The 26,223-nt window shown below is 70.3% G+C and carries 28 protein-coding genes and 1 tRNA gene; 10 read left to right on the top strand and 19 right to left on the bottom strand.

Annotated features, from left to right (window positions below; genetic code table 11):
• Nucleotides 1-104 precede the first annotated feature (104 nt).
• Nucleotides 105-782: a DUF4190 domain-containing protein gene (locus ACGGCP_RS03350; protein WP_392960364.1), complete on the top strand. Its 678-nt coding sequence runs from the start codon at nt 105-107 to the stop codon at nt 780-782.
• 54 nt (nt 783-836) lie between these two features.
• Here the strand turns inward: ACGGCP_RS03350 and nagA are convergent, their stop codons facing one another.
• Nucleotides 837-1,952: an N-acetylglucosamine-6-phosphate deacetylase gene (gene nagA, locus ACGGCP_RS03345; protein WP_392960361.1), complete on the bottom strand. Its 1,116-nt coding sequence runs from the start codon at nt 1,950-1,952 to the stop codon at nt 837-839.
• 167 nt (nt 1,953-2,119) lie between these two features.
• Between nagA and ACGGCP_RS03340 the strand changes: the two genes are divergently transcribed.
• Nucleotides 2,120-2,905: a DeoR/GlpR family DNA-binding transcription regulator gene (locus tag ACGGCP_RS03340; RefSeq protein WP_208498914.1), complete on the top strand. Its 786-nt coding sequence runs from the start codon at nt 2,120-2,122 to the stop codon at nt 2,903-2,905.
• Here ACGGCP_RS03340 and ACGGCP_RS03335 read toward each other — a convergent pair whose 3' ends face one another.
• Nucleotides 2,906-3,235, bottom strand: a complete 330-nt coding sequence (locus ACGGCP_RS03335; RefSeq protein WP_392960357.1) for a nucleoside triphosphate pyrophosphohydrolase family protein — start codon at nt 3,233-3,235, stop codon at nt 2,906-2,908.
• A gap of 69 nt (nt 3,236-3,304) precedes the next feature.
• Nucleotides 3,305-3,706, bottom strand: a complete 402-nt coding sequence (locus tag ACGGCP_RS03330) for a hypothetical protein (RefSeq protein ID WP_392960354.1) — start codon at nt 3,704-3,706, stop codon at nt 3,305-3,307.
• Between the two features lie 180 nt (nt 3,707-3,886).
• Between ACGGCP_RS03330 and ACGGCP_RS03325 the strand changes: the two genes are divergently transcribed.
• Nucleotides 3,887-4,537, top strand: a complete 651-nt coding sequence (locus ACGGCP_RS03325; RefSeq protein ID WP_392960351.1) for a LysE family translocator — start codon at nt 3,887-3,889, stop codon at nt 4,535-4,537.
• A gap of 58 nt (nt 4,538-4,595) precedes the next feature.
• Here the strand turns inward: ACGGCP_RS03325 and ACGGCP_RS03320 are convergent, their stop codons facing one another.
• The 6 genes from ACGGCP_RS03320 to ACGGCP_RS03295 all read right to left on the bottom strand — a co-directional run bounded on the left by ACGGCP_RS03320 (nt 4,596) and on the right by ACGGCP_RS03295 (nt 9,377).
• Nucleotides 4,596-5,885, bottom strand: coding sequence for a hypothetical protein (locus tag ACGGCP_RS03320; protein WP_392960348.1), 1,290 nt, complete (start codon nt 5,883-5,885; stop codon nt 4,596-4,598).
• A 17-nt stretch (nt 5,886-5,902) separates the two neighbouring features.
• Nucleotides 5,903-7,201, bottom strand: coding sequence for a hypothetical protein (locus tag ACGGCP_RS03315; RefSeq protein ID WP_392960346.1), 1,299 nt, complete (start codon nt 7,199-7,201; stop codon nt 5,903-5,905).
• A 64-nt stretch (nt 7,202-7,265) separates the two neighbouring features.
• Nucleotides 7,266-7,814, bottom strand: a complete 549-nt coding sequence (locus ACGGCP_RS03310; protein ID WP_392960343.1) for a DUF3180 family protein — start codon at nt 7,812-7,814, stop codon at nt 7,266-7,268.
• On the bottom strand, nt 7,811-8,332 hold the full coding sequence (gene folK / locus ACGGCP_RS03305; RefSeq protein WP_392960341.1) for a 2-amino-4-hydroxy-6-hydroxymethyldihydropteridine diphosphokinase: 522 nt from the start codon (nt 8,330-8,332) through the stop codon (nt 7,811-7,813). The genes ACGGCP_RS03310 and folK overlap by 4 nt, the downstream gene beginning before the upstream one ends.
• The gene (folB, locus tag ACGGCP_RS03300) at nt 8,329-8,694 is read right to left on the bottom strand and encodes a dihydroneopterin aldolase (protein WP_392960338.1); all 366 of its coding nucleotides are present in this window, start codon (nt 8,692-8,694) and stop codon (nt 8,329-8,331) included. Before folB ends, folK begins: the two co-directional genes overlap by 4 nt.
• A 53-nt stretch (nt 8,695-8,747) precedes the next feature.
• Nucleotides 8,748-9,377 (bottom strand): hypothetical protein, encoded by a 630-nt coding sequence (locus tag ACGGCP_RS03295; RefSeq protein WP_392960336.1) that lies wholly within the window; start codon nt 9,375-9,377, stop codon nt 8,748-8,750.
• A gap of 58 nt (nt 9,378-9,435) precedes the next feature.
• Here ACGGCP_RS03295 and ACGGCP_RS03290 point away from each other — a divergent pair.
• Nucleotides 9,436-9,508: transfer RNA gene (locus tag ACGGCP_RS03290), tRNA-Arg, on the top strand.
• A 7-nt stretch (nt 9,509-9,515) separates the two neighbouring features.
• Here the strand turns inward: ACGGCP_RS03290 and ACGGCP_RS03285 are convergent.
• The gene (locus ACGGCP_RS03285) at nt 9,516-11,174 is read right to left on the bottom strand and encodes a peptidoglycan-binding protein (RefSeq protein WP_392960333.1); all 1,659 of its coding nucleotides are present in this window, start codon (nt 11,172-11,174) and stop codon (nt 9,516-9,518) included.
• A gap of 250 nt (nt 11,175-11,424) precedes the next feature.
• Here ACGGCP_RS03285 and ACGGCP_RS03280 point away from each other — a divergent pair, with 250 nt between their 5' ends.
• Nucleotides 11,425-12,117, top strand: a complete 693-nt coding sequence (locus ACGGCP_RS03280; protein WP_392960330.1) for a glycoside hydrolase family 11 protein — start codon at nt 11,425-11,427, stop codon at nt 12,115-12,117.
• A gap of 110 nt (nt 12,118-12,227) precedes the next feature.
• On the top strand, nt 12,228-12,626 hold the full coding sequence (locus ACGGCP_RS03275) for a hypothetical protein (RefSeq protein WP_392960328.1): 399 nt from the start codon (nt 12,228-12,230) through the stop codon (nt 12,624-12,626).
• Between the two features lie 191 nt (nt 12,627-12,817).
• On the opposite strand, the gene ACGGCP_RS03270 is transcribed toward ACGGCP_RS03275, so the two are convergent.
• Entirely contained in the window at nt 12,818-13,129 is a 312-nt protein-coding gene (locus ACGGCP_RS03270) for a hypothetical protein (protein WP_205325899.1), read from the bottom strand.
• A gap of 490 nt (nt 13,130-13,619) precedes the next feature.
• Between ACGGCP_RS03270 and ACGGCP_RS03265 the strand changes: the two genes are divergently transcribed.
• On the top strand, nt 13,620-13,865 hold the full coding sequence (locus ACGGCP_RS03265; protein WP_392960325.1) for a DUF397 domain-containing protein: 246 nt from the start codon (nt 13,620-13,622) through the stop codon (nt 13,863-13,865).
• Nucleotides 13,866-13,984: 119 nt separating this feature from the next.
• The gene (locus ACGGCP_RS03260; protein WP_392960322.1) at nt 13,985-14,869 is read left to right on the top strand and encodes a helix-turn-helix domain-containing protein; all 885 of its coding nucleotides are present in this window, start codon (nt 13,985-13,987) and stop codon (nt 14,867-14,869) included.
• A 126-nt stretch (nt 14,870-14,995) separates the two neighbouring features.
• Here the strand turns inward: ACGGCP_RS03260 and ACGGCP_RS03255 are convergent, their stop codons facing one another.
• The 5 genes from ACGGCP_RS03255 to ACGGCP_RS03235 form a co-directional block, all read right to left on the bottom strand.
• The gene (locus ACGGCP_RS03255) at nt 14,996-15,817 is read right to left on the bottom strand and encodes an SAM-dependent methyltransferase (RefSeq protein WP_392960320.1); all 822 of its coding nucleotides are present in this window, start codon (nt 15,815-15,817) and stop codon (nt 14,996-14,998) included.
• 72 nt (nt 15,818-15,889) lie between these two features.
• A complete protein-coding gene (locus tag ACGGCP_RS03250; RefSeq protein WP_392960318.1) occupies nt 15,890-16,711 on the bottom strand; it encodes an SAM-dependent methyltransferase in 822 nt (273 codons plus the stop codon).
• Between the two features lie 225 nt (nt 16,712-16,936).
• Entirely contained in the window at nt 16,937-18,067 is a 1,131-nt protein-coding gene (locus tag ACGGCP_RS03245; protein ID WP_392960315.1) for an LCP family protein, read from the bottom strand.
• Nucleotides 18,068-18,174: 107 nt separating this feature from the next.
• Nucleotides 18,175-19,116: a UDP-glucuronic acid decarboxylase family protein gene (locus ACGGCP_RS03240; RefSeq protein ID WP_392960312.1), complete on the bottom strand. Its 942-nt coding sequence runs from the start codon at nt 19,114-19,116 to the stop codon at nt 18,175-18,177.
• Nucleotides 19,117-19,199: 83 nt separating this feature from the next.
• Complete coding sequence (locus ACGGCP_RS03235; protein WP_392960310.1) at nt 19,200-20,693, bottom strand: sugar transferase; 1,494 nt, start codon at nt 20,691-20,693, stop codon at nt 19,200-19,202.
• A 277-nt stretch (nt 20,694-20,970) separates the two neighbouring features.
• Here ACGGCP_RS03235 and ACGGCP_RS03230 point away from each other — a divergent pair, with 277 nt between their 5' ends.
• Nucleotides 20,971-22,131 (top strand): glycosyltransferase family 4 protein, encoded by a 1,161-nt coding sequence (locus tag ACGGCP_RS03230; RefSeq protein WP_392960308.1) that lies wholly within the window; start codon nt 20,971-20,973, stop codon nt 22,129-22,131.
• Here ACGGCP_RS03230 and ACGGCP_RS03225 read toward each other — a convergent pair.
• Nucleotides 22,128-22,829: a CDP-alcohol phosphatidyltransferase family protein gene (locus ACGGCP_RS03225; RefSeq protein WP_392960305.1), complete on the bottom strand. Its 702-nt coding sequence runs from the start codon at nt 22,827-22,829 to the stop codon at nt 22,128-22,130. The two genes, ACGGCP_RS03230 and ACGGCP_RS03225, sit on opposite strands and share 4 nt — an antisense overlap.
• A gap of 261 nt (nt 22,830-23,090) precedes the next feature.
• Between ACGGCP_RS03225 and ACGGCP_RS03220 the strand changes: the two genes are divergently transcribed.
• Nucleotides 23,091-24,587: a glutamate--cysteine ligase gene (locus ACGGCP_RS03220; RefSeq protein WP_392960302.1), complete on the top strand. Its 1,497-nt coding sequence runs from the start codon at nt 23,091-23,093 to the stop codon at nt 24,585-24,587.
• Between the two features lie 129 nt (nt 24,588-24,716).
• Here the strand turns inward: ACGGCP_RS03220 and ACGGCP_RS03215 are convergent, their stop codons facing one another.
• Together ACGGCP_RS03215 and ACGGCP_RS03210 are read right to left on the bottom strand one after the other, a co-directional pair.
• Nucleotides 24,717-24,869, bottom strand: a complete 153-nt coding sequence (locus ACGGCP_RS03215; protein ID WP_392960300.1) for a hypothetical protein — start codon at nt 24,867-24,869, stop codon at nt 24,717-24,719.
• 79 nt (nt 24,870-24,948) lie between these two features.
• A complete protein-coding gene (locus tag ACGGCP_RS03210) occupies nt 24,949-26,142 on the bottom strand; it encodes a hypothetical protein (RefSeq protein WP_392960297.1) in 1,194 nt (397 codons plus the stop codon).
• Nucleotides 26,143-26,223: the final 81 nt, after the last annotated feature.

Raw genomic sequence — 26,223 nt, 5'->3', positions numbered from 1 at the left:
AGCGGGAGCCTGCCGGTACCCGTGAATCCCCACGGGACCGGTGGGATCTGGTCTACCTTGCGGGACATCGGGGCCGCGCGCCCGCACGAGACGAGGAGGCCGCCATGACGACGTACCCGCCTACCCCGGGGCCGCCCGAACCCGAACCGCCCGAACCGGAGAAGCCCGGTCGGACCGAGGAGGGCGGGACCCCGTTCTCGGGGAACCAGCCGGGCCCGGACCCGGCCGGACCGCAGCCGGGATGGAGCCCGCCGGGAACCGAGCCCGACCACGTGCCGCACCCGACCCACGGCGAGACGCCCGGCGAGACCCCGCGCGCGCCCTCCGACCAGCCGTTCGGCGGCATGCCGCCTGCTCCCCCGCCGCCCGGCGCCGGACCGGGCCAGCCGCCGCCCACGGGCGGCGGGTACAGCCCCTATGCGGGCGGGGCAGTCCCGCCGCCGCCTCCCCCGCCTCCGGCCTACAACGGCGGCGGGCCGCTGCGGGGCCAGGAGCCGAAGAACGGCCTCGGCACGGCGGCCCTCATCTGCGGGCTCATCGCCATCGTCCTGTCGTTCATCCCCGTGCTCAACACGTTCACGTGGCCGCTGGGCGTCCTCGCGATCGTCTTCGGCGCGATCGGCTGGGCCCGCGCGAACAAGGGGCTCGCCACGAACAAGCCGATCGCCATCACCGGCCTGGTGCTCGGCATCGTCTCGTTCTTCACGTTCTGCCTCATCTACGTCCTCATCGGCGCGGCCGGCGGCGGCATGGAGTACGACGCGATCGGACCGATGCTGTAGCGGCGCATACGGAAACGGGCCGGGTGCTGACGCGCCCGGCCCTTTCGTCTGCTCTCAGACCTGGAGCCAGGCCCCGCGGCGCATCACCGAGACGAGGTTGAAGTCGTCGTCGAGGACGACCGCGTCGGCGTACTTCCCGGCTTCGATCGCGCCGACGTCGGTGAGGCCCAACAGCTCCGCGGGGGTCGCGGAGGCCATCTGCGAGGCGGCCTCCACGGACTGGCCCGCGAGGCGCACCGCGTTGCGGAACGCGTCCAGGAGCGTGATCGTCGAGCCCGCGATGATGTCGGTCCCGGCCACCGTGGCGACGCCGTCGGCGACCTCGACCTCGTGGCGGCCGAGCATGTAGCGGCCGTCGGCCAGGCCCGCCGCGTCCATCGCGTCCGAGACCAGCAGCGTCCACGCCGGAAGGGACGTGTCGAACGCGAAGCGCATCGTGCCCGGGTGCAGGTGGACCGGGTCGGCGACGATCTCGGAGAAGATCCGCTCGTCGTCCAGCAGCGCCGGGATCGGGCCCGGCTCGCGGTGGTTGAACGCCCGCATCGCGTTGAACAGGTGCGTGGCGGCCTGCGCGCCCGCGTCGATCCCGGCGGCGGTCTGCTCGTAGCTGGCGTTCGTGTGCCCGATCGCGGGCACGACCCCGCGCTGGTCGAGGAACTCGATGGCCTCCAGCGCGCCGTTCAGCTCGGGCGCGATCGTCACCATCTTCACCGCGCCGCCGCCCGCCTCGATGAGCTCGGTCAGCTCCGACAGGTCCGGGTCGCGCAGGACCTCGACGCGGTGCGCGCCGCACTTCGCGGCCGAGATGTAGGGGCCTTCGTAGTGGACCCCGGCGAGGGTCCCGTCCGCCCACAGGGGTTTGAGCGCCCGGGTCGCGTCGAGGAGGAAGCCGTGGGTCGAGGAGACGAGCGAGGCCACGAGCGTGGTCGTGCCGCGCGAGGCGTGGAAGGCCGCGGCCCCCCGGGCCGACTCGGGGTCGCCGTTCGCGAGCGAGAACCCGCCGCCGCCGTGGCAGTGGACGTCGACGAAACCGGGCAGGACCCACCCCGTGGGCTCGCCGTCCCGCTCGAGGATCCCCTCGAAACGGTCGCCGTCGACGATGAGGGTCCCGTTGACGATCCCGTCAGGGGTGACGATTCGGCCCACGGCCGGCAGCAAGACGCCGTCCACGGCGCTCCTTCCAATCGATCCGGCGTGTATGGGCCCACCCCGGTGCGGCACAATGATCGTGAGCGCGCGAGCATGACTTGAGCACCGCCCGAGCGCCAGAAGACGTTCAACGAACACTATCGCGCAGACCGCGGCCCGCCCGCCGCGATCCCGACCCGAGGAGCGACGTGGACCGCTATGCCCGGTGGAACACCCTGCTGGAGATCCTCGCAGAGACCGGACGCATCACCGTGGAGGAAGCGGCCGAACGGCTCGGCGTCTCCCAGGCCACCATCCGGCGCGACTTCGACCAGCTCTCGCAGCAGCAGATGATCACGCGCACCCGCGGCGGCGCCGTCGCGGGCGGCATCTCCTACGACCTGCCGCTGCGGTACAAGACCGCGCGGCACGTGGAGGAGAAGCACCGCATCGGCACGGCCGCCGCCGGGCTCGTCAGCCCCGGCCAGGTCATCGCCCTCAACGGCGGCACCACGATCACCGAGGTCGCCAGGGCGCTCGCGACCCGCACCGACCTCGTCGCCACCCCAGGCTCGACCGGGCTGACGATCGTCACCAACGCGCTCAACATCGCGAACGAGCTCATCGTCCGGCCGCACCTGAAAGTGGTCGTGGTCGGCGGCGTCGTGCGCCCGCAGTCGTACGAGCTCATCGGCCCGCTCGCCGCGCCGATCCTGCGCGAGATCACGCTCGACATCGCGTTCCTCGGCGTCGACGCCATCGACATGAAGCTCGGCGCGACCAGCCACCACGAGGGCGAGGCGGCCATCAACGCGCTCATGGCCGCCCGGGCCCGCAAGGTGGTCGTCATCGCGGACGGCTCCAAGATCGGCGGGCACGCCTTCGCGCGGATCTGCCCGACCGACCGCGTCCACACCCTCGTCACCGACGGCAACGCCCCGCCCGAGCAGCTGCGCGGCTTCGAGGAAGCGGGCATCCGCGTCATCGTCGTCTGATCAGCGGTCGTCGCCGCTGCCGCCGATCACGCCGCGCTGCCGGCGGTCGGCGAGCTTGGTGATGTTGTGCTTCGCGACGTCCTCGAGCGGCAGACCGAAATGGTCGGCGAGGACGGCGAGGTACCAGAGGACGTCGCCCAGTTCCTTCTTGAGGTCCTCGGTGTCCCACCGAGAGAAGTCGCTGTCCTGGTCGCGGATGATCTTCTTCGCCTTCTCGGCGATCTCGCCCGTCTCGCCGACGAGGCCGAGCAGGAGGTCGAACAGCACGTTCGGCTTGTCGTGCGGCGCGGCGGTGCGCAGGGCCAGCCGCTGGTACTCGTCCATGTCCATCCCGCCAGCCTAGGGACGGGTTACGCCGCCGTGCCCGTGGGCACGGCGGCGTGAGTGCGGTTGCGGCGCTTAGGCGTCGAGCGCCCGGTTGATCTTCTCGGTCATCGCGGCCAGGGCCGGGCCGGGCTCGCCCTTGTGGGCGCGGGCCGCGGCGGCGAGGGCGACGTTCACGGTGGTGCGGAAGTTCTCGGCCTCGGCCGGGTCCTGCGCCCGCAGCAGCCGCACCGACTCCGAGAGCGCGGGCAGCACCTGCTCGGCGAGGGCCGCGCTGGACTTCGCGTCGAGCTTGACGTCGTTCGTCTTCTCGGCCAGGACGTAGCCGACGGGGCCGGTCGCCGCGTTGAGGGCCAGCGAGCCGTCGGTCGACATCCGGTGGGCCGACTTCGGTCCGGCCCAGGCGAGGAGGGTGACGGCGCCGTAGGCGGCGGTGCGGACGGTGGTCTTCTCCTGGGCGGTGAGGGCGATGCTCATGTTCTTGCTCCATCTTCGTTCGGTGAGGTGTTCCTCGTTGATGAAGCAACTATGGGGCGCGGGACTTGCACCGGGCTGACACTGGCCTGACAGCGCCGCTGACACGGCTCTCAGCGGGCGGGAACCCGGTGGCCGGAACCGGGAGCGCGGGATGTAATCGGGTGGGAGAAGGAGGCCGGAATGGTCGAATGGACCGCGATAGCGGGGATCGGGCTGGTCGCGCTCGGCATGGTGCTGACGCCGGGGCCGAACATGATCTACCTCGTGTCGAGGACGATCGCGCAGGGACGGCGCGCCGGATACGTCTCGCTCCTGGGCGTCGCGGCCGGGTTCGCCGTCTACCTCGTGGCGGCGGCCGCGGGGCTCAGCGCGGTCTTCGTGCTCGTGCCGGTCCTGTACACGGCGTTGAAGATCGCCGGTGCGGCGTACCTGCTGTGGCTGGCCTGGCAGGCCTTCAGGCCCGGCGGCACCTCGGTGTTCGCGCCGAAGGAGCTCCCGGCCGATCCGCCCCGGAAGCTCTTCACGATGGGCCTGGTGACGAGCCTGCTCAACCCGAAGATCGCGATCCTCTACGTCTCGCTGCTGCCGCAGTTCATCGACCCGGCGGGCGGGCCCGTCGCGGTCCAGAGCCTCGTCCTGGGCCTGACGCAGATCGCCGTCGGCGTGACCTTCAACGGCCTCTTCGTCTTCGGCGCGGGCGGCATCGCCGCGTTCCTCGGGCGGCGGCCGCTCTGGCTCAAGACCCAGCGGTACTTCATGGGCACGGTCCTCGCCGGGCTCGCCTTCCACCTCGCCCTCGGCAAGGGCCGCCCAGCCGCCGCGCTTCCGTAGCAGTGCAAGCGAAACGGCCGGTCGTCTTCGCAGACGACCGGCCGTTTTCCCTTGGTGCTCAGCGCTGCTGCGCGGTCGCGTCGGGGAGGGTCGGCTCGAACAGGCCGGTGCCTTCGGGGGCGCCGGTGTGGGGCTCGAACGGGGTCATCTCCTGCGTGTAGACGCCGTCGTCCGGTTCGGGCGCCTCCTTGGGGCGGCCGAGGCGGTCGAGGGCGAACGAGATGAACAGGGCGACGAGGAGGATGCCCGCGTCGATCGCCTGGGAGTAGGAGGCCTGCCAGGAGTTCACGCCCGCGTCGAAGACGATCTGGCCCCACAGGACCAGGCCCGCCCAGACGGCGACGAGCGCGAAGACGACGCCGAACACGCCGCCGCGGCGGCCCCACAGGCTCGTCCCGGCCAGGAGCACCACCGCGAACGCGATGAGCTGCAGCTCGATCGCGGTCGGGTAGGTCCCGTACGGGCCGAAGTTGAGGCTGCTCTGGCCCTCGATCGGGCCGAGCCCGTACATGTACACGAGGTAGCCGGACCCCGCCGCCAGGAGCATCGACAGGACCGTGCCGCCCAGGAGGAGGAACACGGACGAAGCGGAGCGCTCGCCCTCGCCGTCGGCGAGGCGCTTGACCGCGCTGAAGCCGTCGCGCATGCCCGGGGCGAGGCCGATGAAGCCGCCCGCGACCGCGAGCACGGCCGCGCCGCCGAGCAGGTAGAGGCCGTTCGGCTGACCGGGCAGGGTGTACGGGTCGGGGGTGGCGAACTCGAAGCTCGCCGGGACGGCCGCGAGGACCGCCGCGCCGACCGCGAGCCCGGCGAACCAGGCCGGGACGCGGAAGGCCGCCACCAGGAGCACGTAGAGGAGCCCGGCAACGGCGGCCGCGCCCGCGACATAGCCCATGTAGAGCCACACGTCGGTCTCGAACGGCACCGCCGCCGTGACCGCGAACGCCAGCGCCGGGACCGCCAGGTTCACCGCGCCCAGCCGGAGCGACAAGCCGATGGCCAAGGCGGCCAGGAGGATCGGCGTCAGGTAGAGGGCGTGGGCGCCGAGGGCGTCCACGAGGCCGTCGAACTCGTCGCCGAACAGGTCGTCGCGGCGGCGGTAGACCAGGAACAGGGCGTTCAGGGTCAGGAGCAGGAGGATGGCCTCCCAGACGAACTGGAAGACGACCCGGTCGCGCGGCTCCTTCGGTTCGACCGGTTCGACGGGCGCCAGCACTTGGCCCGCGAAGGGGTCGACGGGCCCGGCGTCCAGGCCCGGCTGGCTCGGGATCGGCGGCGGGGGCGTGATCTCGAGTTGGCGGGTCTGGTCGAGGGAGGGTTCGTCGCGTTCAGGGGGGACGTAGGTCATGCGTCAGTCCTTTGTGGTCATCGGCCGTGGCGCGGCGAGCCGTAGCCGTCGCGAGGGGAGTCGCGCAGGTCGTCGAAGACGCCGGAGGCGCCGAAGGGGTCGGCGTTCGCGGTCTGCTTGGGGATGCCGCCGGTGGTGCGGAAGCCGCCCGTGTTCGTCCACGGGTCGCCCGAGCCCAGGCCCGCGAAGTCCTCGTCGTACTCGCCCGTGGCGTCGAGGTCGGAGCGCTCGCGGTCGCCGGGCGGGTCGTCCTCGCGCAGGTCGGCGAGCGACCCGGCGCGGCGGGTGGAGGCCGTCTCGGTCTCGTCGGCGACGTTCATGACCTCGACGAGGCGGGTCACCAGGAACCCGGCGACGATGGCGCCCAAGGCGATCCAGCTCGGGTCGAAGGACCAGCCGCGTCCTTCGGCCAGCCACATCAGGCCGAGCACGAGCGCCGACGCGAACACCGTGCCGCACACGCCGCCGCGGCGGCCCATGAGGCTCGTGCCGCCCACGAGCGCCGCGCCGAGCGCGACCACCGTGAGCAGGATCGGGTCCGGCAGTGCGGCAGCGCCGCCGTCGGGGACGGCCGTCCACGCCGCGACCACGCCTGCCGCACCGGCGAGGGTCGAGGAGAGGAGCACGCCGAAGAACACGAGCCCGCCCCTGCCGTGGCGTTCGCCCGAGGGGGTCTCGCGGATCGGCGCGAGGCGGGCGCGCACGCCCGAGAACGCGCCGACCAGGCCGAGGAACAGGGAGACGCCGATCGCGCCGCCGAGCGCGGCCAGGACGGCCGTGTTCGGGAGCTCGGCGAGCATGAACGCCGACGGGTCGCCCGCGGAACCGGCCCACAGGCCGATCGCGCCGCCGACCGCGCCGCTCGCGGCCCAGCCGGGGGCGCGGAGCCAGGCCGTCAGGGTCGCCAGGACGATGCCGACGAACGCCGCCACGCCGAGGCCGACGCCGAGCGCCATGGCCGAGCCGGAACCGGAGGCGTCGGTGAACATCCAGGCCGCCAGCAGTGCAATGGGGCCGACCGCCAGGTTGACCGCGCCGACCCGCAGGGAGACCGCCATCGCGGAGGCCAGCATGATCACGGGTGCCAGGGCCGCGAAGAGGCCGGACCAGGAGCCTTCGGCGAACGGGCCGCCGCTGGACTGGGTGAGGGCGAACAGGACGCCGCCCGCCAGGAGCAGCAGGCCGATCTCCCACACCACGTGGACGGCCATGCGGTCGGACGGGGTCTCGTCGCCGCCCGAAGGCGCCGACTTCCCAGCGTCAGTTCTTATCAGCGTCGTCGAATCGTCGTTTCGACTTGAAGAGTCAAACTTCATGGGGCGCACCTCTAAACGCGCAGAATATTGGGGATATGGGGATGGGTTCAGCAATCGGGGTCGGTCAGGGACGGGTCGAGGAGTCGGATTCCCGCTCGTCGTCCTGCGGGGGGATGCGGCAGGAGTGTTCGAGCCAGAGCGCGGCCGCGGTGAGCGCGGCGCACGCGGCGGTGCCGAGGACCCCTTCGGGCAGGTCGTCGGCGGCGGCGGTCAGGCGTCCGGCGTTGGCGGCGAGCCACACGGTGAACCCCAGGTAGGCGCCGAAGAAAGCGGCTCCGGCGATCGCGGCGGCCTTGGCCAGCACCGCGGAGCGGGCGATCTGGAGCGCGTGCTCCGGACTCTCCACCCCGCCCGGTGCGGCCGTGCCGCCCGCGCCCGCCGTCAGCTTTCCGCTGGGGCGCAGCGTCTTCCGGGTGTTCCACGCCATCCACGCCAGCAGCAGTGCCAGCGCGAACAGGACCGCGGAGTTGTACCAGGCCAGGCTGGGGGCCTGCTGGTAGTAGCGGGCGGCGAGCAGCAGGGTCAGTGCCGCCCCGGCCAACCCGACCACCGCGAGGGTGGACGGCGCTGTCGGCCTGAGGCTCGGTCGGGGACCGTGCTCGTCGTCACTCATGATGGGTTCGACCATATCGGGTGGAGCCTGCGGAGTGCGCGCGCGTCCGCCGCGACGGACTCGTCGCGTAGCAGCTCCCTCACTCTGCCTTTGCCGGGGAGCTCGGCGTCGCGGTCGATCGCGAACCACGGGACCAGCACGAACGCCCGCAGATGGGCGAGCGGGTGGGGCAGCGTGAGGCGCTCCTCGTCGGAGCGGACGGGGGCGCCGTCGTCGCCGGTGACGGCGATGAGGTCGACGTCGAGGGTGCGCGGCCCGTAGGGGCGCTCGGGGTCGCGGACGCGCCCGGCCTCGGCCTCGAGGCGCTGGCCGAGGGCGAGCCAGTCGTGGGCGCTCTTGTCGGGGTCGGAGGCGATGACGGCGATGTTGTAGTAGGTGGGCTGCTCGTCGTCGCCGCCCCACGGCGGGGTCTCGTAGACCTCGGAGACGGCGTCGGGGCGGACGGCGGCGATGGCGGTGGTGAGCGCGGCTTCGCGGTCGCCGAGGTTGGAGCCCATGCTGAAGACGACGCGGGTCATCGTTTCGGCCTTTCGATGGTGACGGAGACGTCGGCGAAGTGCTGGTTGATGGGCGCCTGCGGTTTGTGGACGGTGACGACGGCGGAGTCGACGCGGTCGAGGGCGAGGCAGGCGTCGGCGAGCCGTCCGGCGAGGGTCTCGATGAGGTTCACGGGTTCCCCGGCGACGATGTCGGCGAGGGTGTCGGCGAGCGCGCCGTAGTCGACGGTGTCCATAAGGTCGTCGCTGGCGGCCGCGGCAGTGGTCGAGGTGCGGAGGGCGACGTCGACGACGAAGTCCTGCCCGGCTTCGCGTTCGTGGGCGAACACGCCGTGGCGACCGTGCACCCGCAGGCCGGTCAAGGTGATCAGGTCGGTATCCACGCGCCCGAGCCTACTCGAACGGGCGGGTGCGTCGAGGAAGGACGGAGCTGGGGCTACTCGGGCTCGTCGTCCTCTCTGACGCGCACGACGAGCCAGGTGGCGACGGCGAGGATGACCCCGGCGGCGAGGATCGGGATGAGGCGGAGGTTGCCTTCGAGCCAGTCGAGGAGCTCGAGGTACTGGGAGGTGGGGTCGACGAGGACGAGCGCGGTGAAGAGGGCCGCGACGCCGCCGATGCCCATGACGAGCCAGGAGCGCCAGCCGCCCGCGACGCCGAAGCGGCGGCCGAGGACCTGGGCGGCGTTGAAGATGCGTTTGGCGCGCAGGACCCGGATGGAGCCGACGAGGGTGACCAGGCGCAGGACCTGGGCGCCTCCGGCGGCGAGGACGAGGCTGACGAGGGTGAGGAGGCAGACCAGGAGCATCCACTTGTGCCGCCAGAGCCAGTCGCGCTTGCGTTCGGCGGCGAGGAGGAGGATGACGGACTCGGCCCACAGGACGATCCCGGCGGCCCAGCCGATCACCTTGCCCGCCAGGGCCATCTCGCCGTCGGCGGTGAGGGTGAGGAAGACGGCGGGCACGGAGGCGCAGACGGCGACGATGACCGGGAGCCGCAGTTTGTACTGCAGGAACCGGGCTACGACGGTGAGTTTGTCGGGGCGCCAGAAGGGGGTGGGAGGCACTGTTCCAAACTACCGCTCGGGCGCGCCGCCGCGCGGATCGGCTAGACTCTGCTCTCGCGCCCCCGTAGCTCAGGGGATAGAGCGTCGGTTTCCTAAACCGTGCGTCGCAGGTTCGAATCCTGCCGGGGGCACCGCTTTCTAGAAGTCGAGCATGCCGAAGCGCACCCGCTGGTCGAGCTGGGCCCGGTAGAGGGATGCCGGGACGAGGCCCGGGCCCTTGTTCGCCTCGATGTAGCCGGCCGGGTTGCCGGTGTACCAGTTGACGTTGTTGGCGATCCCGGTCGTGGCGATGGCGAAGTTCTGCGAGGTCGGCGGCCGCTGGACGCATGCCCAGGAGGCGTCGTCGATCCGGTTGACGGTGCAGTTCCACAGCACGCTGTACACCGACGACCAGCCCTGCTCGTCGGACTCGCCGGCGGTCTCGCGGTTGTGCAGGTTCAGGATCCACGGGTTGGGGCTCTGGCTCGACAGCTCCTGGACGTTGTCGTAGAGCAGGCCCTGGCTCCATTTGGCGTGGCCGCCCGACTCGGCGTGGCCGAAGTCGGAGCGGCAGTCCACCCAGACGTTGCCTGAGGAGGTGGCCTGGCCGCCGGAGACGAACGCGTGCCTGGCCTCGGAGGCCCACAGGTTCTCGAACAGGATGAGCTGCGCCATGTACCCGGCGTTGAAGTTGTAGCGGCGCTTGCCGATGATCTGCGAGCGCGGATCGCGGGCGCGCACGTCCCGGACGGTGACCCGGGTGCTCCGCCGCACGATGACCCCGGCATGCGCGAAGTGCAGGGCCGCGACGTCGCGGATCCAGGAGTCCTCGGTGCGGACCACGGCGATGCAGCTGTCGGCGTGGGCTTCGTCCTGCTGGAACCGGTCCCCCGCGGTCATGTCGACCCGCAGGCTCTCGACGCCCAGATTGCGCACCAGGCCGTCCTGGTCCCACACGTACACGAAGGTCTGCGAGAGCGAGCGGTCGAGGTCGTTGAAGACCGGGGCGTCGAGGACGATGACGTCCCCCTCGATCTTCTTGATGTACCGGTTGTAGACGATCGGCAGGCTGTCCGGCTGCCACGGCTCGCCGCCGCCGCCGTCGATCTCGTCGAGCCACTCCTGGGTGCACGGGTGGTGGACGATGACGTTGTCGCCGACCTTGAACGGTTCGGTCGAGGCCATGGTGAGCCGCCGCGTCCCGGCCTTCACGAGGTCGGCGACGACCTCGGTCTTCACCGCCGTCTCCAACCCGTCCTCCCAGCCTTTGGCCTTGCCGCCGACCCAGAGCGGGCATTCGACGCCGTTCTCCGGGTCCTCGAGGTTGCCCTTGGCCGCGGTCGACCTGATGACCGTGCCGGTGTCGAGCTGGCGGCCCGAACCGCGCAGCACCACGCCGCTCCTGGTCATCCACACCGTCGTCGCGACCGGGTACACGCCGGGGAGCAGCAGCAGGGCGCCGCGGAACCCGGTCACGGGATCCTTGGGCAGGGCGCCCACCTCGTCGAGCGCCGCCTGGAGGTGCGCGGTGGCGTCCTGCTCCGGGTCCGCGAGCGGGCCGATCGTCTTGACGACGGGGACGTCCGGGATCGCCTCCTCGCCGTTGCGGTACCCGGCCCAGCTGAAGTCGGGGATCCGCTTGTCGCTCACCGGGTCCGCGGGGTAGCGCAGCCTCCCGTCCGCGTCCTCCTGCACGAGCGCGGAGTACCAGGTCCCCTCCTGGGCCAGTGCCTCCCGCGGGACGGCGACCCCGATCCCCGCGGCGGCCGCGGCTCCGCCGATCTTGAACAGGTTTCGGCGCGACAGTGCTCCGGTCATGGCGACGCGGGTTCCTTCCCTCGGCATACGGTGATGAAGATACTTCACGCCGTCGCGCCGCCTCCGAAAGCGACTGGCCGAATCCTTTGCGCGAGAACGGAGTCGACCGCGACGTGCCTGCGGTCGCGTCATGCGTTGATTTCGGAACTTCCGGAGAAAGTTCCGATAGTTCTCCGAAACTTATTGACGCGCGTCGATGCACCTCGCATACTTCTCAGATCGATAGTTATCTATGCGAACCGGAGGACGCATGACCGAAGAACAGCAGCGCCAGACCCCGTTCAGCCGCAGGGGACTCCTGCTCGGAGGCGGGGCGCTCGCGCTCGGGGCCGCCTCGGCGCTCGCCGTGCCCGGGGCCGCGAACGCGCAGACCCTGACGCAGAACGCGACGGGCACCCACAACGGGTACTACTACTCGTTCTGGACCGACTCCCCCGGCAAGGCCTCGATGACCCTCGGCTCGGGCGGGAACTACAGCTCGCAGTGGAACGGCGCCAACAACTGGGTCGGCGGCAAGGGCTGGGCCAACGGCGGGCGCCGCACCGTCAACTACAACGGCTGGGTCCTCCACGGCAGCAACGGCTACCTGGCGCTCTACGGCTGGACCTCGAACCCGCTGGTGGAGTACTACATCGTCGAATCGCACGGCCCGTACAACCCCAGCAGCGGGGCCGCCCACCGCGGCAACGCCACCATCAACGGCAGCAACTACTGGCTCGGCCAGTCCACCCGCTACAACGCGCCTTCAGTGGAGGGCACCAAGACCTTCCAGCAGTACTGGAGCGTCCGCCAGAACCTCCGCAGCTCCGGCACGATCGACACCGGCGCGCACTTCGACGCCTGGGCCCGCGCGGGCATGAACCTGGGGGCCTTCAGCTACTACATGATCATGGCGACCGAGGGCTACCAGTCCAGCGGCAGCTCCAACATCACCGTCAGCTGACGGAGTCGAGAAGGGAGGCGCGCGAGGCGCCTCCCTTCTCGCCGCCTTGACAAGGCATCCGGAGCCCCGATACAGTATTTGTTCTGATGACAATATGTGCGGGAGCCGTGATGGACGAGGAAGAGCAGGGCGGGTACGTGTTCAAGGGGAACGTGCAGACCGGGGCCGTCGGGACCGGGGCCTCGGCCACGGTGGGGGCCATCGGGGACGGGGCCCGAGGGTACGTGTTCACCGGCGGGGACGGGGTCGACGCGCAGCTGCGGGCCGAGCTGCTGCGGCTCGTCGGCGAGCTCCGGGCGGCGCTGCGCGAGCAGCGGGAGCAGGTCGGCGAGGAGTACGCGCTCATCGCGGATACCATCGACGACCTCGAGGAGTCGGTCGCCGAGGCGAAGCCGCCCGCGCGCCTGCGCAGCAAGCTGAAAGCCATGGAGCGGCTGGTGAGCCCGTTCGCGGCGCTCGCCGAGCTGGTGTCGAAGCTCTTGGACCTGGTGCAGCGCAACCAGCCCTAAAGGACGCGGAAGCGGGCGGGGCCCGAGGTCCCGCCCGCCGTTCTCAGTGTGTCAGCACTGTTCGCGAATATCGAGTTCTTGCAGAGCTCGGGGAGGCCCCCACCGGCCTCCCCGAGGCTCTATCCCACCAAACAGAACAAAGTCTCGGGGCGGCGCTTCACCTGCCAGTTCAGCGCCGTCTTCTTGCGGCTCTAGCGGAACCGCGCGGTATAGATGTCCCCGTCGCGGATCCAGGCGAGCTGGAGCGACGCGAACATGTCGTCGACGATCTCCTCATCAGGGAGCCCGTAGTGCTCGCCGAGGCTCCTCCCGCGGTAGTGCCACAGGAGTCCTGCCTGGACCTGGGCGGCATCCGCGGTGTGCTTCCCGCACGAGCGGGCGCAGCGGTAGAGGACGTGCCCGCTGCGGTCGTACTCGATCGCCATCACCTGCTGGCACATCGAGCTCCGCAGCTTGCCTGCCGCGGCCGCCCCCAGCAACGTCTGGGCCTCAAGACGTTCCATGGCACCCAACCTCTCTCCGGCGACGATCGGACCTCGCCGGAACGAGTCCCGGCCAGGCTCTGCAAAACCACTGGCGTGTCCGGTTGTGCGATGCGGGTCGCCGCGAGGCGAAGGCGATTGCCGGGCCGTGGGATTTTCGCCCCATTGGCCGACGATGCGCCGTCGCGCACACGAGCGCCGGTTTGACGGCTTTTCGAGTCCGTGACCACGGTCGCACACTTTGCGCGTCCGTGTCTATGTGCATTCTCACATGAATCTTAACATGCATCAACACCGGGCAGATGCACGTGCATCCGCTCAGGCATCCTCATGTGCACTCACCCTGTGTAATGTGGGACACTTGATCCGACCAGCTATGGGGATGTCGGAAAACTCCTCCGCGCGGCCGCTCTGGTAGGGCCGCGCCCCGGAACCCTCCGGCCGACCCGGATGCCGGTCGTATGGCGAAAGATCCGGTCGGACACGCCGGCCACTGGTGGAAGGATCTCGAATGGACAAGGCACGCAACGGCGTCCTCGCAACGGAACTGCCCTCGGACCTGCGCTGGCGCAAGAGCGTCCGCAGCGGCCCGAACGGCGGCAACTGCGTCGAGCTGGCGACCCTTCCTGGTGGGGAAGAGATCGCAGTGCGAAACTCGCGTTTCCCCGAGGGCCCGGCCCTCGTCTACACGATCGCCGAGATCCGCGCGCTCGTCGAAGGCGCCAAGGACGGCGAGTTCGACGACATGATCGCTTAAACGGCCTCCGGGCGAGAGCCCAAGGGCTGCACACTCACCCTGACGGGACCGGCCGAGCGGCTACCCTGTCAGGGTGAGTTTTTCGTCCACTGCGACTTGATCTCGGAGGGAGGTGAGCAATGGCGAAGGTGAACCCCGACGACCTGCCGAGCGGCACTACGACGCTCCGGCTCATGATCGGCGGCAAGCTCAGGCAGCTGCGCCAGGACGCCGACATCTCCCGCGAGAAGGCGGCCTACGAGATCCGGGCCGACGCCTCCAAGATCAGCCGCCTCGAACTGGGCCGCGTCTCGTTCCGGCTGCGCGACGTCGAAGACCTGATGATCATGTACGGCGTCACGGACGAGGACGAGATCGCGCGCGTCGTCGAGATGGCCCGCGAGGCCAACCGGCCGAGCAAGTGGAAGCGGTACAACGACTTCCTGCCCGACTGGTTCAGCAACTACCTGGAGATGGAGGGCGCCGCCTCCATGATCCGCACCTACGAGGTGCAGGTCATCCCCGGTCTGCTGCAGCACGAGGCGTACGCCCGCGCCGTCATGATGCTCGGCTACGGCCACACCCCGCTCACCGAGATCGACAAGCGCATCGAGGTGCGCATCAAGCGCCAGGAGATCCTGGACCGCTCCGAGAAGCGGCCCGAGCTGTGGGCCGTCATCGACGAGGCCGCCCTGCACCGCCCCTTCGGCGGCGCGAACGTCATGCACGGGCAGATCAAGGCCCTCATCGAGTACTGCGACAAGCCGAACGTGCGCATCCAGATCGTGCCGTTCACCGCGGGCGCCCACTCCGGTGCGGGCGCGCCCTTCACGTGGCTGCGGTTCGCGTACGAGGAGCTCAGCGACGTCATCTACCTGGAGCACCTCACCGGCGGTCTGTACCTCGAGCGCGACAACGAGATCGACGCCTACCAGGCGGCCATGGAGCACCTGTGCATCCAGGCCACGCAGCCGCACAAGACCCAGGACTTCCTCAACCAGATCCTCAAGGACCGTTACAGCTAGTAACCGCCGCGGGGTCTGGACGTTTCTGCAGCGATTTCACGATTTCACCCGATCGGGTGAGCATCGCTCGCTCGTGGAACGGCGAAGGCGCGCGCCGTACGGCGCGCGCCCGCAATCGTCCCGGGTCTAGGCCTTGTAGCCGAGCCCGGCCATCATGATCCGCAGGTGCGGCTCGAGGTCCTCGGCGGCCGGGACCTCGCGGTCGGGCTCGCCTGGGAACCAGCGCGACACCCAGTCCAGGCCCGGCTCGACGAGCGGCAGGCCGTGGAAGTGCGCGAGGATCTTCTCGGGCTTGCGGACCCAGCCGTTGCCGAGCGATTCGAGCCCGGCCTTCTCGATGGCCTTCTGCTGCTCCTCACCGGTGTCGGCGAAGTCCGTCATGAGCAGGTAGGAGCCGCTCGGGCAGGCGTCGAGCAGGTGCTTCACCCACTCCCCCGGCTCCTCCGAGTCGTGGAAGTGCATGAACAGGCCCACGACCATGAGGCCGATCGGGCGGGTGAAGTCGATGAACCCGTTGACCTCCTCGTGGTCGAGGATGCTCTGCGGGTTGCGCAGGTCGGCCGTGACGATCGTCGTGGACTTGTTGTCCGCCAATAGGGCCCGGCCGTGCGCGAGCACGATCGGGTCGTTGTCGACGTAGCAGACCTTCGCCTCGGGGTTGATCTCCTGGGCGACCTGGTGCGTGTTCCGCATCGTCGGCAGGCCCGCGCCGATGTCGAGGAACTGGTCGATGCCGTGCCTCGCCATGTAGGCGACGCCCTTCTCCAGGCCCTTGCGGTTGTCGATCGCGACCTCGCGGGAGTTCGGCACGTGGTTCATGTACGCGGCCGCGCCCTCCCGGTCGGCCTTGAAGTTGTCCTTGCCGCCGAGGATCGCGTCGTAGACGCGGGCGATCGTGGGGCGGGAGATGTCGAAGTCGGGCACGTACTGTTCCGAGTTGTCTGCCATGGCTGCCTCTTCGTCGATGGAACGTGGGGACGCGGCGCGCACCCCTGCCGGCGCGCGCCCGGAAACTTCGGGTCAGGCCTTGTAGCCGATGCCGGCCATGATGATCCGCTGGTGCTCTTCCAGGTCGGCCTCGGCCGGGGCCTCGCGGTCGGGCTCGCCGGGGAACCAGCGGGTCGGGTAGTCCAGGCCCGGGGGCACCAGCGGCAGGCCCTGGAAGTGCGCCTCGATCTGCTCGGGCGTGCGGATCCAGCCGTTGCCGAGGGCCTGGATGCAGGACTTCTCCATCGCCTTCTGCTCGGGGAAGCCGGTGTTCGCGAAGTCGGTGATGTGCAGGTACGACCCGCTCGGGCACGCGTCGAGCAGCGTCTTGATCCAGCTGCCCGGGTCCTCGTCGGGGTGGAAGTGCATCATCAGGCCCACGACCATGAGGCCGACCGGGCGGGTGAAGTCGATGAACTTGTTGACCTCGGGGTGGTCCAGGATGCTCTGCGGGTCGCGCAGGTCGGCCGTGACGATCGTCGTCGACTCGTTGTCCGCCAGCAGGGCCCGGCCGTGCGCGAGCACGATCGGGTCGTTGTCCACATAGCAGACCTTCGCGTCGGGGTTGATGCGCTGCGCGACCTGGTGCGTGTTCTCCATCGTCGGCAGGCCCGCGCCGATGTCGAGGAACTGGTCGATGCCCTGCTTCGCGACGTACTCGACGCCCTTGGTGAGGCCGAGCCGGTTGTCCTGGCTGGCCTCCTTGATCTTCGGCACGTACTTCGCGATCATCTCGGCGCCTTCGCGGTCGACCGCGAAGTTGTCCTTGCCGCCGAGGGTCGCGTCGTAGACGCGGGCGATGGAGGGCTTGGAGATGTCGAAGTCGGGGACGTAGTCGTCTGCGTTCTCTGCCATCGGTGCAGCCTCTTCGTCGAAGGAACGGTGAAAATATCCTACGACCTTGATCACACCGCGAAATCTCGGGATCACCCCATCGGGCCACAGTGCTCACATTTGCTTCAAACGAATCACTAGGCACACCAAGCACTTCAGATGACAACGGTCCACAACGGCCGCTGGAACGCGAGGGAACGACGAAGGGCCCGAACGCATCCGTCCGGGCCCTTCGGTCAGGTCTGGCTATTCCTCTTCGTCCTCGGGGTTCGCCGCGATCCAGTCGGCGACCTTGTCGTCCCGCACGGCCTCCCACAGGCTCACGGCCTCGGGGTTGCTCGCTTCCGGGTTCTCCGGGTCGTCGGCGTAGATGACGACCGACTGGCCGCCCTGCTCGCCGGTGCCGAGGTTCGGCGTGGTCATGAAGACCAGGTCGTCGCTGCGCATGTCCATCAGGTTGATCGCGGTGGCGACCGCGTTGAACTCGGTGTCCACCTTCACCGCGTCCGAAGTGGACGAGATGAAGGAGGTCAGCTTGTCCTCGTCGGTCAGCACGCCCGCGCTCAGCGCGGAGTCCATGATGGCCTTGATCAGCTCCTGCTGGTGGCGCATGCGGGCGAAGTCGCCCTCGTTGTACTGGTAGCGCTGGCGCACGTAGTCGAGCGCCTCGTCGCCGTAGAGCTTGTTCGGGCCCGCTTCGAAGAACCGGTGCTCGCCGTGGATCGACTCGATGCCGGGCGGGTCGGTGATGTAGCCGTCCGCGTCCGCGGCCTCGACGTCCATCGTGACGCCGCCGAGCGCGTCGACGACCGCGACGAGCCCGTTGAAGTCGATCTCGATGATGTGGTCGATGCGCACGCCGGTGAGGTTCTCGAGCGTGCGCACGGTGAGGTTCACGCCGCCCCAAGCGTAGGCCGCGTTGAACTTGTCGAGGGTGTCCGAGACCTCGGCGTCGGGGTCCTCGGGGATGTAGACGTAGAGGTCGCGCGGGATCGAGATGCCGTACGCGGCGTTCCCGTCCTCGTTGACGTGCATGAGGATCGTCGTGTCCGAGCGCGCGTCGGCCTCGTCGTTGCCCTCGCGGTGGTCGGAGCCGATCACGAGGAGGTTCATGGCCGAGTTGAGGCGCTCGGGGCGGTCCTCCTCGGGGATGGCGTCGAGGTCGAACGCCCGGTCGAGGTCCTCGTTGGTGCTGTCCGCGGTGGACCAGACGGCGAAGCCCCCGCCGGCCGCCGCGATGGAGGCCACCAGGCCGATCCCGGAGCCGATGAGGCCCCGGCGGGTGGGGCCGCCGGCCGCAGCCGCGGCAACACGGGCACCGCCACCGGAGGGCGGCACCGAGGCGCTGCCGCGGTAATTGGAGCCATATTGGGTCATGTCCCCAGCTTACGTGGTGGCCGCCAGGGACCTCGGGCGTGCAAGCCCCGGTCGTGTCTCAGAATCCTCGAAGATGACGGTGAGTCCGAACACCTTCCGGACCAGCGCTAGCGCGTGGCGAAGTAGTCGATCGTGGTCTTGAGGCCCGACTCGTAGTGGACCTGCGGCTCGTAGCCGAGCAGTTCGCGGGCCTTGGTGAGGTCGGGGCGGCGGCGCTCGGGGTCGTCCGACGGGCGGTCCTTGTACTCGATCGTCGAGGACGAGCCGGTCAGGCGCAGGATGATCTCGGCCATCTCGCCGACGGTGAGCTCGAACTCGGTGCCGAGGTTGACCGGGCCGTACTCCCCCGATTCGAGGAGCATGACGAGGCCGCGCACCAGGTCGTCGACGTAGCAGAGCGAGCGTGTCTGCGTGCCGTCGCCGTAGATGGTCAGCGGCTCGCCCGCGAGGGCCTGCGAGATGAAGTTCGGGATGACGCGGCCGTCGTCGGGGCGCATGCGCGGGCCGTACGTGTTGAAGATCCGCACGATCGCCGCGTCGAGGCCCTTGTGGCGGTGGTAGGCCGCGACGGCGGCCTCGCTGAAGCGCTTCGCCTCGTCGTAGCAGGAGCGGATCCCGACCGGGTTCACGTTGCCCCAGTAGGACTCCGGCTGCGGGTGCACGAGCGGGTCGCCGTAGACCTCGGAGGTGGAGGCCATGAGGAAGCGGGCGCCGTCCGCGAGCGCGCGGTCGAGCGCGTGGAACGTCCCGATCGAGTCGACGCGGAGGATCTCCAGCGGGATGGTCTCGAAGTCGACCGGGCTGGCCGGGCACGCGAAGTGCAGGACCGCGTCGAAGGGCTCGTCGCCGACGGGCAGGCCCTCGGTGACGTCGGCCTCGACGACGGTCAGGTTCGGGTGCTCCGCCAGGTTCTCGCGAGTCCCGGTGACGAAGTTGTCGACGGCGGTCACGTCGCAGCCCTTCGCGAGGAGCGCGTCGACCAGGTGGCTGCCCACCAGGCCCGCGCCGCCCGTCACGAGGATGCGGCTGCCGGTTCCGTAAGTAGTCATCAAGATCCAAGATTATCAGGGTTGGCCTGGCGTTCACCTGGGCGCAAGCTGAGTGTTCCCTCAACGCACGTCGATGTGCCCGTCTAGTACGCGCCCTTTCGGCGCAACACTACAGCGACAGTGCGGAACAGGATCTGAAGGTCGGTCGTGAGCGACCAGTTGTCGACGTAGTACAGGTCGAGGCGGACCGCGTCGTCCCAGGACAGGTCGGAGCGGCCCGAGACCTGCCAGAGGCCGGTGATGCCGGGGCGCACGAGGAGGCGGCGGCGCACGTCGCCGAGGAAGTCGCCGTTCTCGGCCGGGAGCGGGCGGGGGCCGACGAGGCTCATCTCGCCGCGGACCACGTTGACGAGCTGCGGGAACTCGTCGATGGAGGTCCGGCGCAGCCACTTGCCGACGTTGGTGATGCGCGGGTCGTCCTTCATCTTGAACAGCAGGCCGTCGGTCTCGTTGTGCATCATGAGCGCGGCCTGGCGCTCCTCCGCGTCGATGTACATCGTGCGGAACTTCCAGCAGCTGAAGGTCTCGCCGTCGCGGCCGACCCGGTTCTGGCGGAAGAACACCGGCCCGGGGCTGTCCATCTTGATGGCGATCGCGACGCCGAGGAACAGCGGCGAGAGCAGGATGAGGCCGAACACCGAGGAGGAGATGTCGAGGACGTTCTTGACCAGCCAGCCGATGCCGGAGATCTTCGGCTCCTCGACGTGCAGGAGCGGCAGGCCCTCGACGGGGCGGATGTGCACGCGCGGGCCCGCGATGTCGGTCAGCTGCGGCGCGACCACGAGGTCGCGGCCGGTGCCCTCGAGCTGCCAGGCGAGGCGGCGCAGGTCGGACGCGTCGGCCGAGGCCGAGCCGCAGACCGCGAGCGTGTCGGCCTCCAGCTGCTCGGCGCACGTCACGACATCGGTCCCGGCGAAGACCGGGACCGGGGTGTCGAGGTTGCGGACCGAGGACGCACCCTCGGTCACGTATATGCCGACCGGGACGAGCCCGGCGGCGGAGGCGCGGCGCACCGTCCGGTACACCTCGAGGGCCTCGGGGTAGGAGCCGATGAGCAGGACGCGCTGCACGCCGCGGCCGGAGGCGCGCATCCGGTGCAGGCCGTACCGGGCGCCGTAGCGGAACGCCGAGACGAGCACGGCCGCCGCGAGCAGGATCACCGCGACCGCGACACGGGAGACGTCGGCCTTGAAGGTGAGCGCGGCGAAGGAGACGAGGGCCAGCATGAACATGGAGGCGCGGATGACGCGCTTGAACTCCTCGTTGCCCATGCCGAAGTAGCGGCGGTCGTAGGAGCCGGTGCCCCACAGGGCGAGCAGCCACGCGAGCGGCAGCAGCAGCCAGACCGTGAGGTAGAAGAAGTGCCGCTGGTCGTTCGTGTCGAACCCGGCGTCGGGGGACGCGGTCAGGTTCACCGTGATGACGGTCGCGAGCACGGCGGCGGTCAGGTCCGCGCCCACGAGCGCGGCCTGGTAGTACCGGTGCCAGTTCGAGGCCCGGACGAGGCGTCGCCAGGTGGACCGGGTGACCCCGTTGGTGACGAGCTGCGGGTCACCGGTCTCGCGAGTCCTGGCCACCGGCGTCCCCGTCCGTCCGTACGGAGCACCCCCACTTCCGTGGAGATCCTTTGCTGGGCGTTCCAGGCTCGTAGCCACTGCACATCCCTGCGGTCGTCAGCTTACGGTGGAGGTGAGTGTCCGCGGGTGGAGATGAGCGCGGCGTCTTCGTCTGCGCTCTCTCGGCCGGGCGGCCCGCCGACACGGTACCCGACAACCTACACCTATTCCGCCGCTGCGGTATGTTCGGCCGAGCTGAAAGCCGTCCGCGCCACCCCCAGAGCACCCGAGGGACCCCGTGAAGATCGTCATCGCCCACAACAGGTACTCCTCGGCGCAGCCGTCGGGCGAGAACACGATCGTGGACTACGAGATCGGGGCGCTGCGCGAGGCGGGCGTCGAGGTCGTGCCGTTCCTGCGGTCCTCCGACGAGATCGCTTCGCTTCCCGCGCATAAGAAAGCAGTACTCGCCGCGTCACCGGTCCACGCGGCCGGGACGCAGCGGGAGCTCGCCGCGCTGCTGGAGCGCGAGCGGCCGGACCTGATGCACCTGCACAACCCGTACCCGCTGCTGTCCCCTTCGGTGGTCGGCACCGCCCACAGGCACGGCGTCAAAGTGGTGCAGACCATTCACAACTACCGGCACGACTGCGTCAACGGGCTCTACTTCAGGGACGGGCACGACTGCCGCGACTGCCACGGGAAGCGCTGGAACGGGCCGGGGGTGCTGCACGCCTGCTACCGGGGGTCGCGCGCGCAGAGCGCCGTGATGGCCGTCGCACTCGGGGTGCACCAGGGGACGTGGCGCGGGGTGGACCGCTTCATCGCGCTCACCGACGCGATGGCCGAGTACCTGCGGAGCATCGGCATCGAGGACCGGCAGATCCGGGTCAAGCCGAACGCCGTGGCCGACCCGGGGGGGGTGCCGCTGGGCGAGGGGTTCCTGTTCGGGGCGCGGCTCGTGCCCGAGAAGGGCGTGGCGCTGCTGCTCGACGCGTGGCGGCGGGCGGACCTGCCCGGCCAGGTGCTGCGCATCGCCGGGGACGGGCCACTGCGGTCCCTTGTAGAGGAAGCGGCGGCCGGACGCGACGACGTGGAATACCTCGGGCAGCTCGACTCGGACGGCATGCGTGCGGCCGTGGCCGCCTCGGCGGCGGTCGTCGTGCCCTCGATCTGGCAGGACATTTTGCCGACCAGCGGCATCGAGGCGCTCGCGGCGGGCCGCGCTGTCGTCGCGACCCGCATGGGCGGGGCGCCGTTCATCGCGGGGGCCGACACCGACGCGCCCGCGGGCGTGGCGGTCGAGCCGACGCCGGAGGCCCTGGCGCGCGGGCTCGAGGCCGTCGCGAAGGACCCGTCGTTCGCCGCGAACGCAAGGGCCCGTTACGAATCGGTCTTCGCGCCGGAGGTCACGCTGCGGCGGCTCGTCGAGATCTACGAGGAGCTGATCGCGTCCTAGCGCAGTGACGCGCGGGCGTTGCTCGCGATGCTCGCCAGCAGGAACAGCGCGTTCACCGCGCCGAAGCCGACGAGGACCAGCCACATGAGGCCGGGCCAGATCAGGGCGAGGGCGATCACCACGATGATGAAGCCGTAGTCGCGAACGAGCTTGATGAGGCGCACGACGATGCTGGTGCTCTTGACCATCGAGACGCCGTCGTCCTCTTTGGCCATCACGGCGGTCACGAGGTTCGTCATCCACAGCGCCGCGAACGCCGCGCCGGCCCAGGCGGGGACCTCGGGCGTGTAGGCGTCCGCGACGGCCACGACCACCGCGACCACCGAGGCCTGGATCGCGATGTCGCACAGGATGTCGACGCGCGCTCCGGCGTCGGAGCCGGTGCGGGTGACGCGGGCGAGCTGGCCGTCGGCGCAGTCGAGCATGTAGGCGACCTGCCAGAGCACCAGCGCGGCGATCGCGACCGGCCACCACGGCGCGCCGTCCTTCGCGGCCGGGATGTAGGCGATGACGGCGGCGCTCGTGCCCAGGCCGAGGAACAGGTTCACGAACGAGATGTGCGTGGGCTTGAGTCCCATTCGCCATGCGGCGTAAGCGAAGTGGGCGGCTCCGCGCTGGTCGAGGAGGGTCGCGAGGCCGCCGCCGCGGTGGGCGGCGAGGAAGTCGGCGGGCCGGTGGGACGGACGCTGTGCAGTCACGCGGGCATCCTATAGCGCGCACGGAGCGTCCCCACAAGGCAGCGGAACGTGTCGTGCACAACGACGGCGGTGAGCTGCCCTGATACAGATAGTGAACTTCCGAAACCCTGTTGTGTCAAGATCCCGACACTACGACCGAACGCCTGTCCCTAATATGAGCGCGATCCACACCATTTGGGACGAAAGTGCTTCTCCCTTGGTAGCCAGCACATGACCGAAAGTCTTAAGGTTGATGGACCTTTCATTCCTGGGGAGGAAAATATGGGGGACGAGGTGACCGGTTCTGCCCTGCGGCACTGGGATCATCCCGCGTACACGGCGAGACTCCAGGCGGGTCGGACGGCCCTCGCGCAGCTGCTGGCCGACCGGCGGCTCGACCGGGACCGGCCCATGACGGGCCTGGAACTCGAGCTCGACCTCGTTGAGCCGAACGGCGATCCGGCCTTCGCGAACGACGCGGTGCTGGAGCACCTGCACACGTCAGGCGAGGAGGACGCGCTCTACGGCGCGCAGCATGAGCTGGGCGCCTTCAACATCGAGCTGAACCTGCCGCCCCGGCTCCTGGACGGGGCCGGGATCTCCTGGTACGAAAGCGATCTGGCGGCGGTGCTGTCGGAGGTGCGGGAGGCGGGCGACAAGGCCGGCGTGCGCGTGTGTCCTATCGGGACGATGCCGACGCTGTGGACCGACCACATGAGCGTCGAGGCGCTGTCGCGGACGAAGCGGTACCGCATCCTCAACGACGAGATCATGGCGCAGCGCGGCGAGCACCTGCGCATCGACATCCACGGCGCGGAGTCGGTGGACTTCACGTCCTCGTCGATCGCCCCCGAGGCCGCGAACACCTCCGTCCAGTTCCACCTGCAGGTGTCCCCGGAGGACTTCGCGCGGTACTGGAACGCGGCGCAGGCGATCGCAGGCGCGCAGGTCGCGACGGGCGCGAACTCGCCGTACCTGTTCGGGCGGCAGCTGTGGGCCGAGACGCGGGTGATCCTGTTCGAGCAGGGCACCGACACGCGGCGCGCGAACCAGCGCGAGTCGGGGGCGAAGCCCCGGGCGTGGTTCGGGGAGCGCTGGATCGACGGCGTCCTGGAGCTGTTCGACGAGAACTACCGTCACTTCGCGCCGCTTTTACCGCTGTGCGACGAGGAGGACCCGCTCGCGGTGACCGCGGCCGGAGGGGTCCCGTCGCTTCGGGAGCTGCGGTACCACAACGGGACGGTGTACCGGTGGAACCGCCCGGTCTACGACGTCAACTCGGGCCGCCCGCACGTGCGGGTGGAGAACCGGGTGGTCGCGGCGGGGCCGACGGCGGCGGACATCTGCGCGAACATGGCGTTCTTCTACGGCCTGGTCGCGTACTACGCGAACGCGCCGGTCCCGTTGCACGAGCGGATGGACTTCGCGCAGGCCGCGGCGAACTTCCGCTCGGCGGCGCGGCACGGCATCCAGGCCGACCAGTGGTGGCCGGGCCGGGGCCTCGTCCCGGCGCGCCAGCTGGTGCTGGACGAGCTGCTGCCCGCCGCGGCCGACGGATTGGCGTCGATGGGCGTGGTCAGCCGCGACATCGGGCGGTTCCTCGGGATCGTCGAGGCGCGGTGCCGCCGGGGCGTGAACGGCGCGACCTGGCAGGTCGCGCGCGTCCAGGTCGCCGAGCACCGGCAGCGGCTGGAACGGCGGGACGCGCTGCGGGCCATGGTGCTCGAATACGCGGCCCGGTCGGCCGACGGCAGGCCGGTGCACGAGTGGGAAGTGTGAGCGCGCGCTCTTGAGACGGCGGCGGCCGGGACCCTTCGGGTCCCGGCCGTTGCCGTGTTGCGGGTCAGTGTCGGGGTGCGGTGCTGGTCGGCGCCGCGGTGCGGTCGCCGCACTGCGCGCTGCGGCGCGCTAGTCGCCGCGGCGCTGCGGTGGGATGCGCTGCGACGCGCGGGCGTGGGTCGCGCGGCGTTCTTCGGCACCGAGTTGGTCGACGATGCGCGGGTCGTCGCCGCGCCTCGCGCGCTGCGGCGCGGGCCGGGCGTAGGGCGTGCCCCGTCCCACCCGCTAACCACCTCCGACCAACCGAAGAAATGAGACGACTCTCCCACACGGGTCCGACATCGCCCTGTGCGCGGCTTCGTCAGGCGGGGTCGTCGGCCGCGGGTTCGTCTGCGCTGAGCTTGCGGCGGCTGCGCGTGGTCTTCTTGGCGCGGCGGGCCGGTTTCTTCGTCTCCGGTTCGGGCTCGGCCTTCGGCTCGGCAGTGAGCGTCGCGCCCGGTTCCACGGGCTTGAGCTCCTGGACCCAGTCGAGCTCGGGGTCGTCCTTCGCCGGGAGGTCCTTGGTGTCGCCCTTGCCGGTGTCGTCGTAGGCGGAGGCCGGCTCGGGGACGGTCCAGCCGGGCGCGGTCTCGATGAGGCCGGTGCGGTCCTCGCGTTCGGGCTCCGGGGTGTCGTCGATCTGGCCGCCCGACTTCGGGAGCGCGCAGACGATGAGCGACCCGAGGAGCCCGGCGATCGCCGCGTACGGGCCGACCAGGAGCACCGACATCGACTCGACGTCGTCGGCCCGGGACGGCCCGGCGACCAGGTGGGCCACGGTGACGATGAGCGGCCCGGCGATGCCGGAGGCCGCCGCGATGCGGTAGCCGGAGCTGGAGATCGGGCCGCGCCGGGCGAGGACCGCGACGACGACACCGATGAGCGCCGAGCCGACCACGAACGGCACCGCGATCGACAGGCCCCGGTAGCCGAGGGCCGTGCCGGGTTCGGCCCACGAGCCCCAGACGCCCAGTTCGGTGACCGGCGACGACAGGTCGCCGACCTCCCAGAACTCCGAGAGCACGGCGAGCAGCCACACGAGGGCGACCGAGGCGCCCACGTTGACGGCGACCGAGCGCGAGCTCAGGCCGATGAGCGCCAGCGCGAACCCGACGGCCGCGCCGAGTCCGGCGGCGATGAGCGGCTCGGTCGCGAACGCGTCGAAGACCGCGCCCTCCTCGGCCGAGAGCGACACGAGCGGGCCGACCGCGAACGCGCCGAGGGCGCTCGCGAACACGGCGGTGACGCGGATCGCGGGGCCGAGCCGGGAGGAGGCGCGGGAGCCGATCGCGCCGGAGGCGAGCCCGCCGACCACGCACGAGGCGGCCGAGAACCAGGCCACCCAAGCGAGGTTCGCGTTCGAGCGGTAGTCGAGGACGGGGTCGGCGGCGCCGGGAGCGGCGTCCGCCCAGGAGAGGAGTCCGAAGCCGTAGGCCAGCCCGAGCTGCGCGAGGGCGGCGAGCGCCGCGACCGCGAACCCGGCGCCGACGGTCTTCGCGGCGTATCTAGGTGACATACGTCGCACCGTACTGCGTGTACGCAATGGAGTCTCGTATGCCCGATCGGGTGAGGTGGGCGCCGCCGGGACCGGCGGGCC

Origin of the sequence: Glycomyces sp. NPDC048151 (genome assembly GCF_043202775.1) — a bacterium.
GTDB lineage: Bacteria > Actinomycetota > Actinomycetes > Mycobacteriales > Micromonosporaceae > Glycomyces.
Note: the sequence above shows the minus strand (reverse complement) of the source record. Positions and strands in the feature narration are given on the sequence as shown.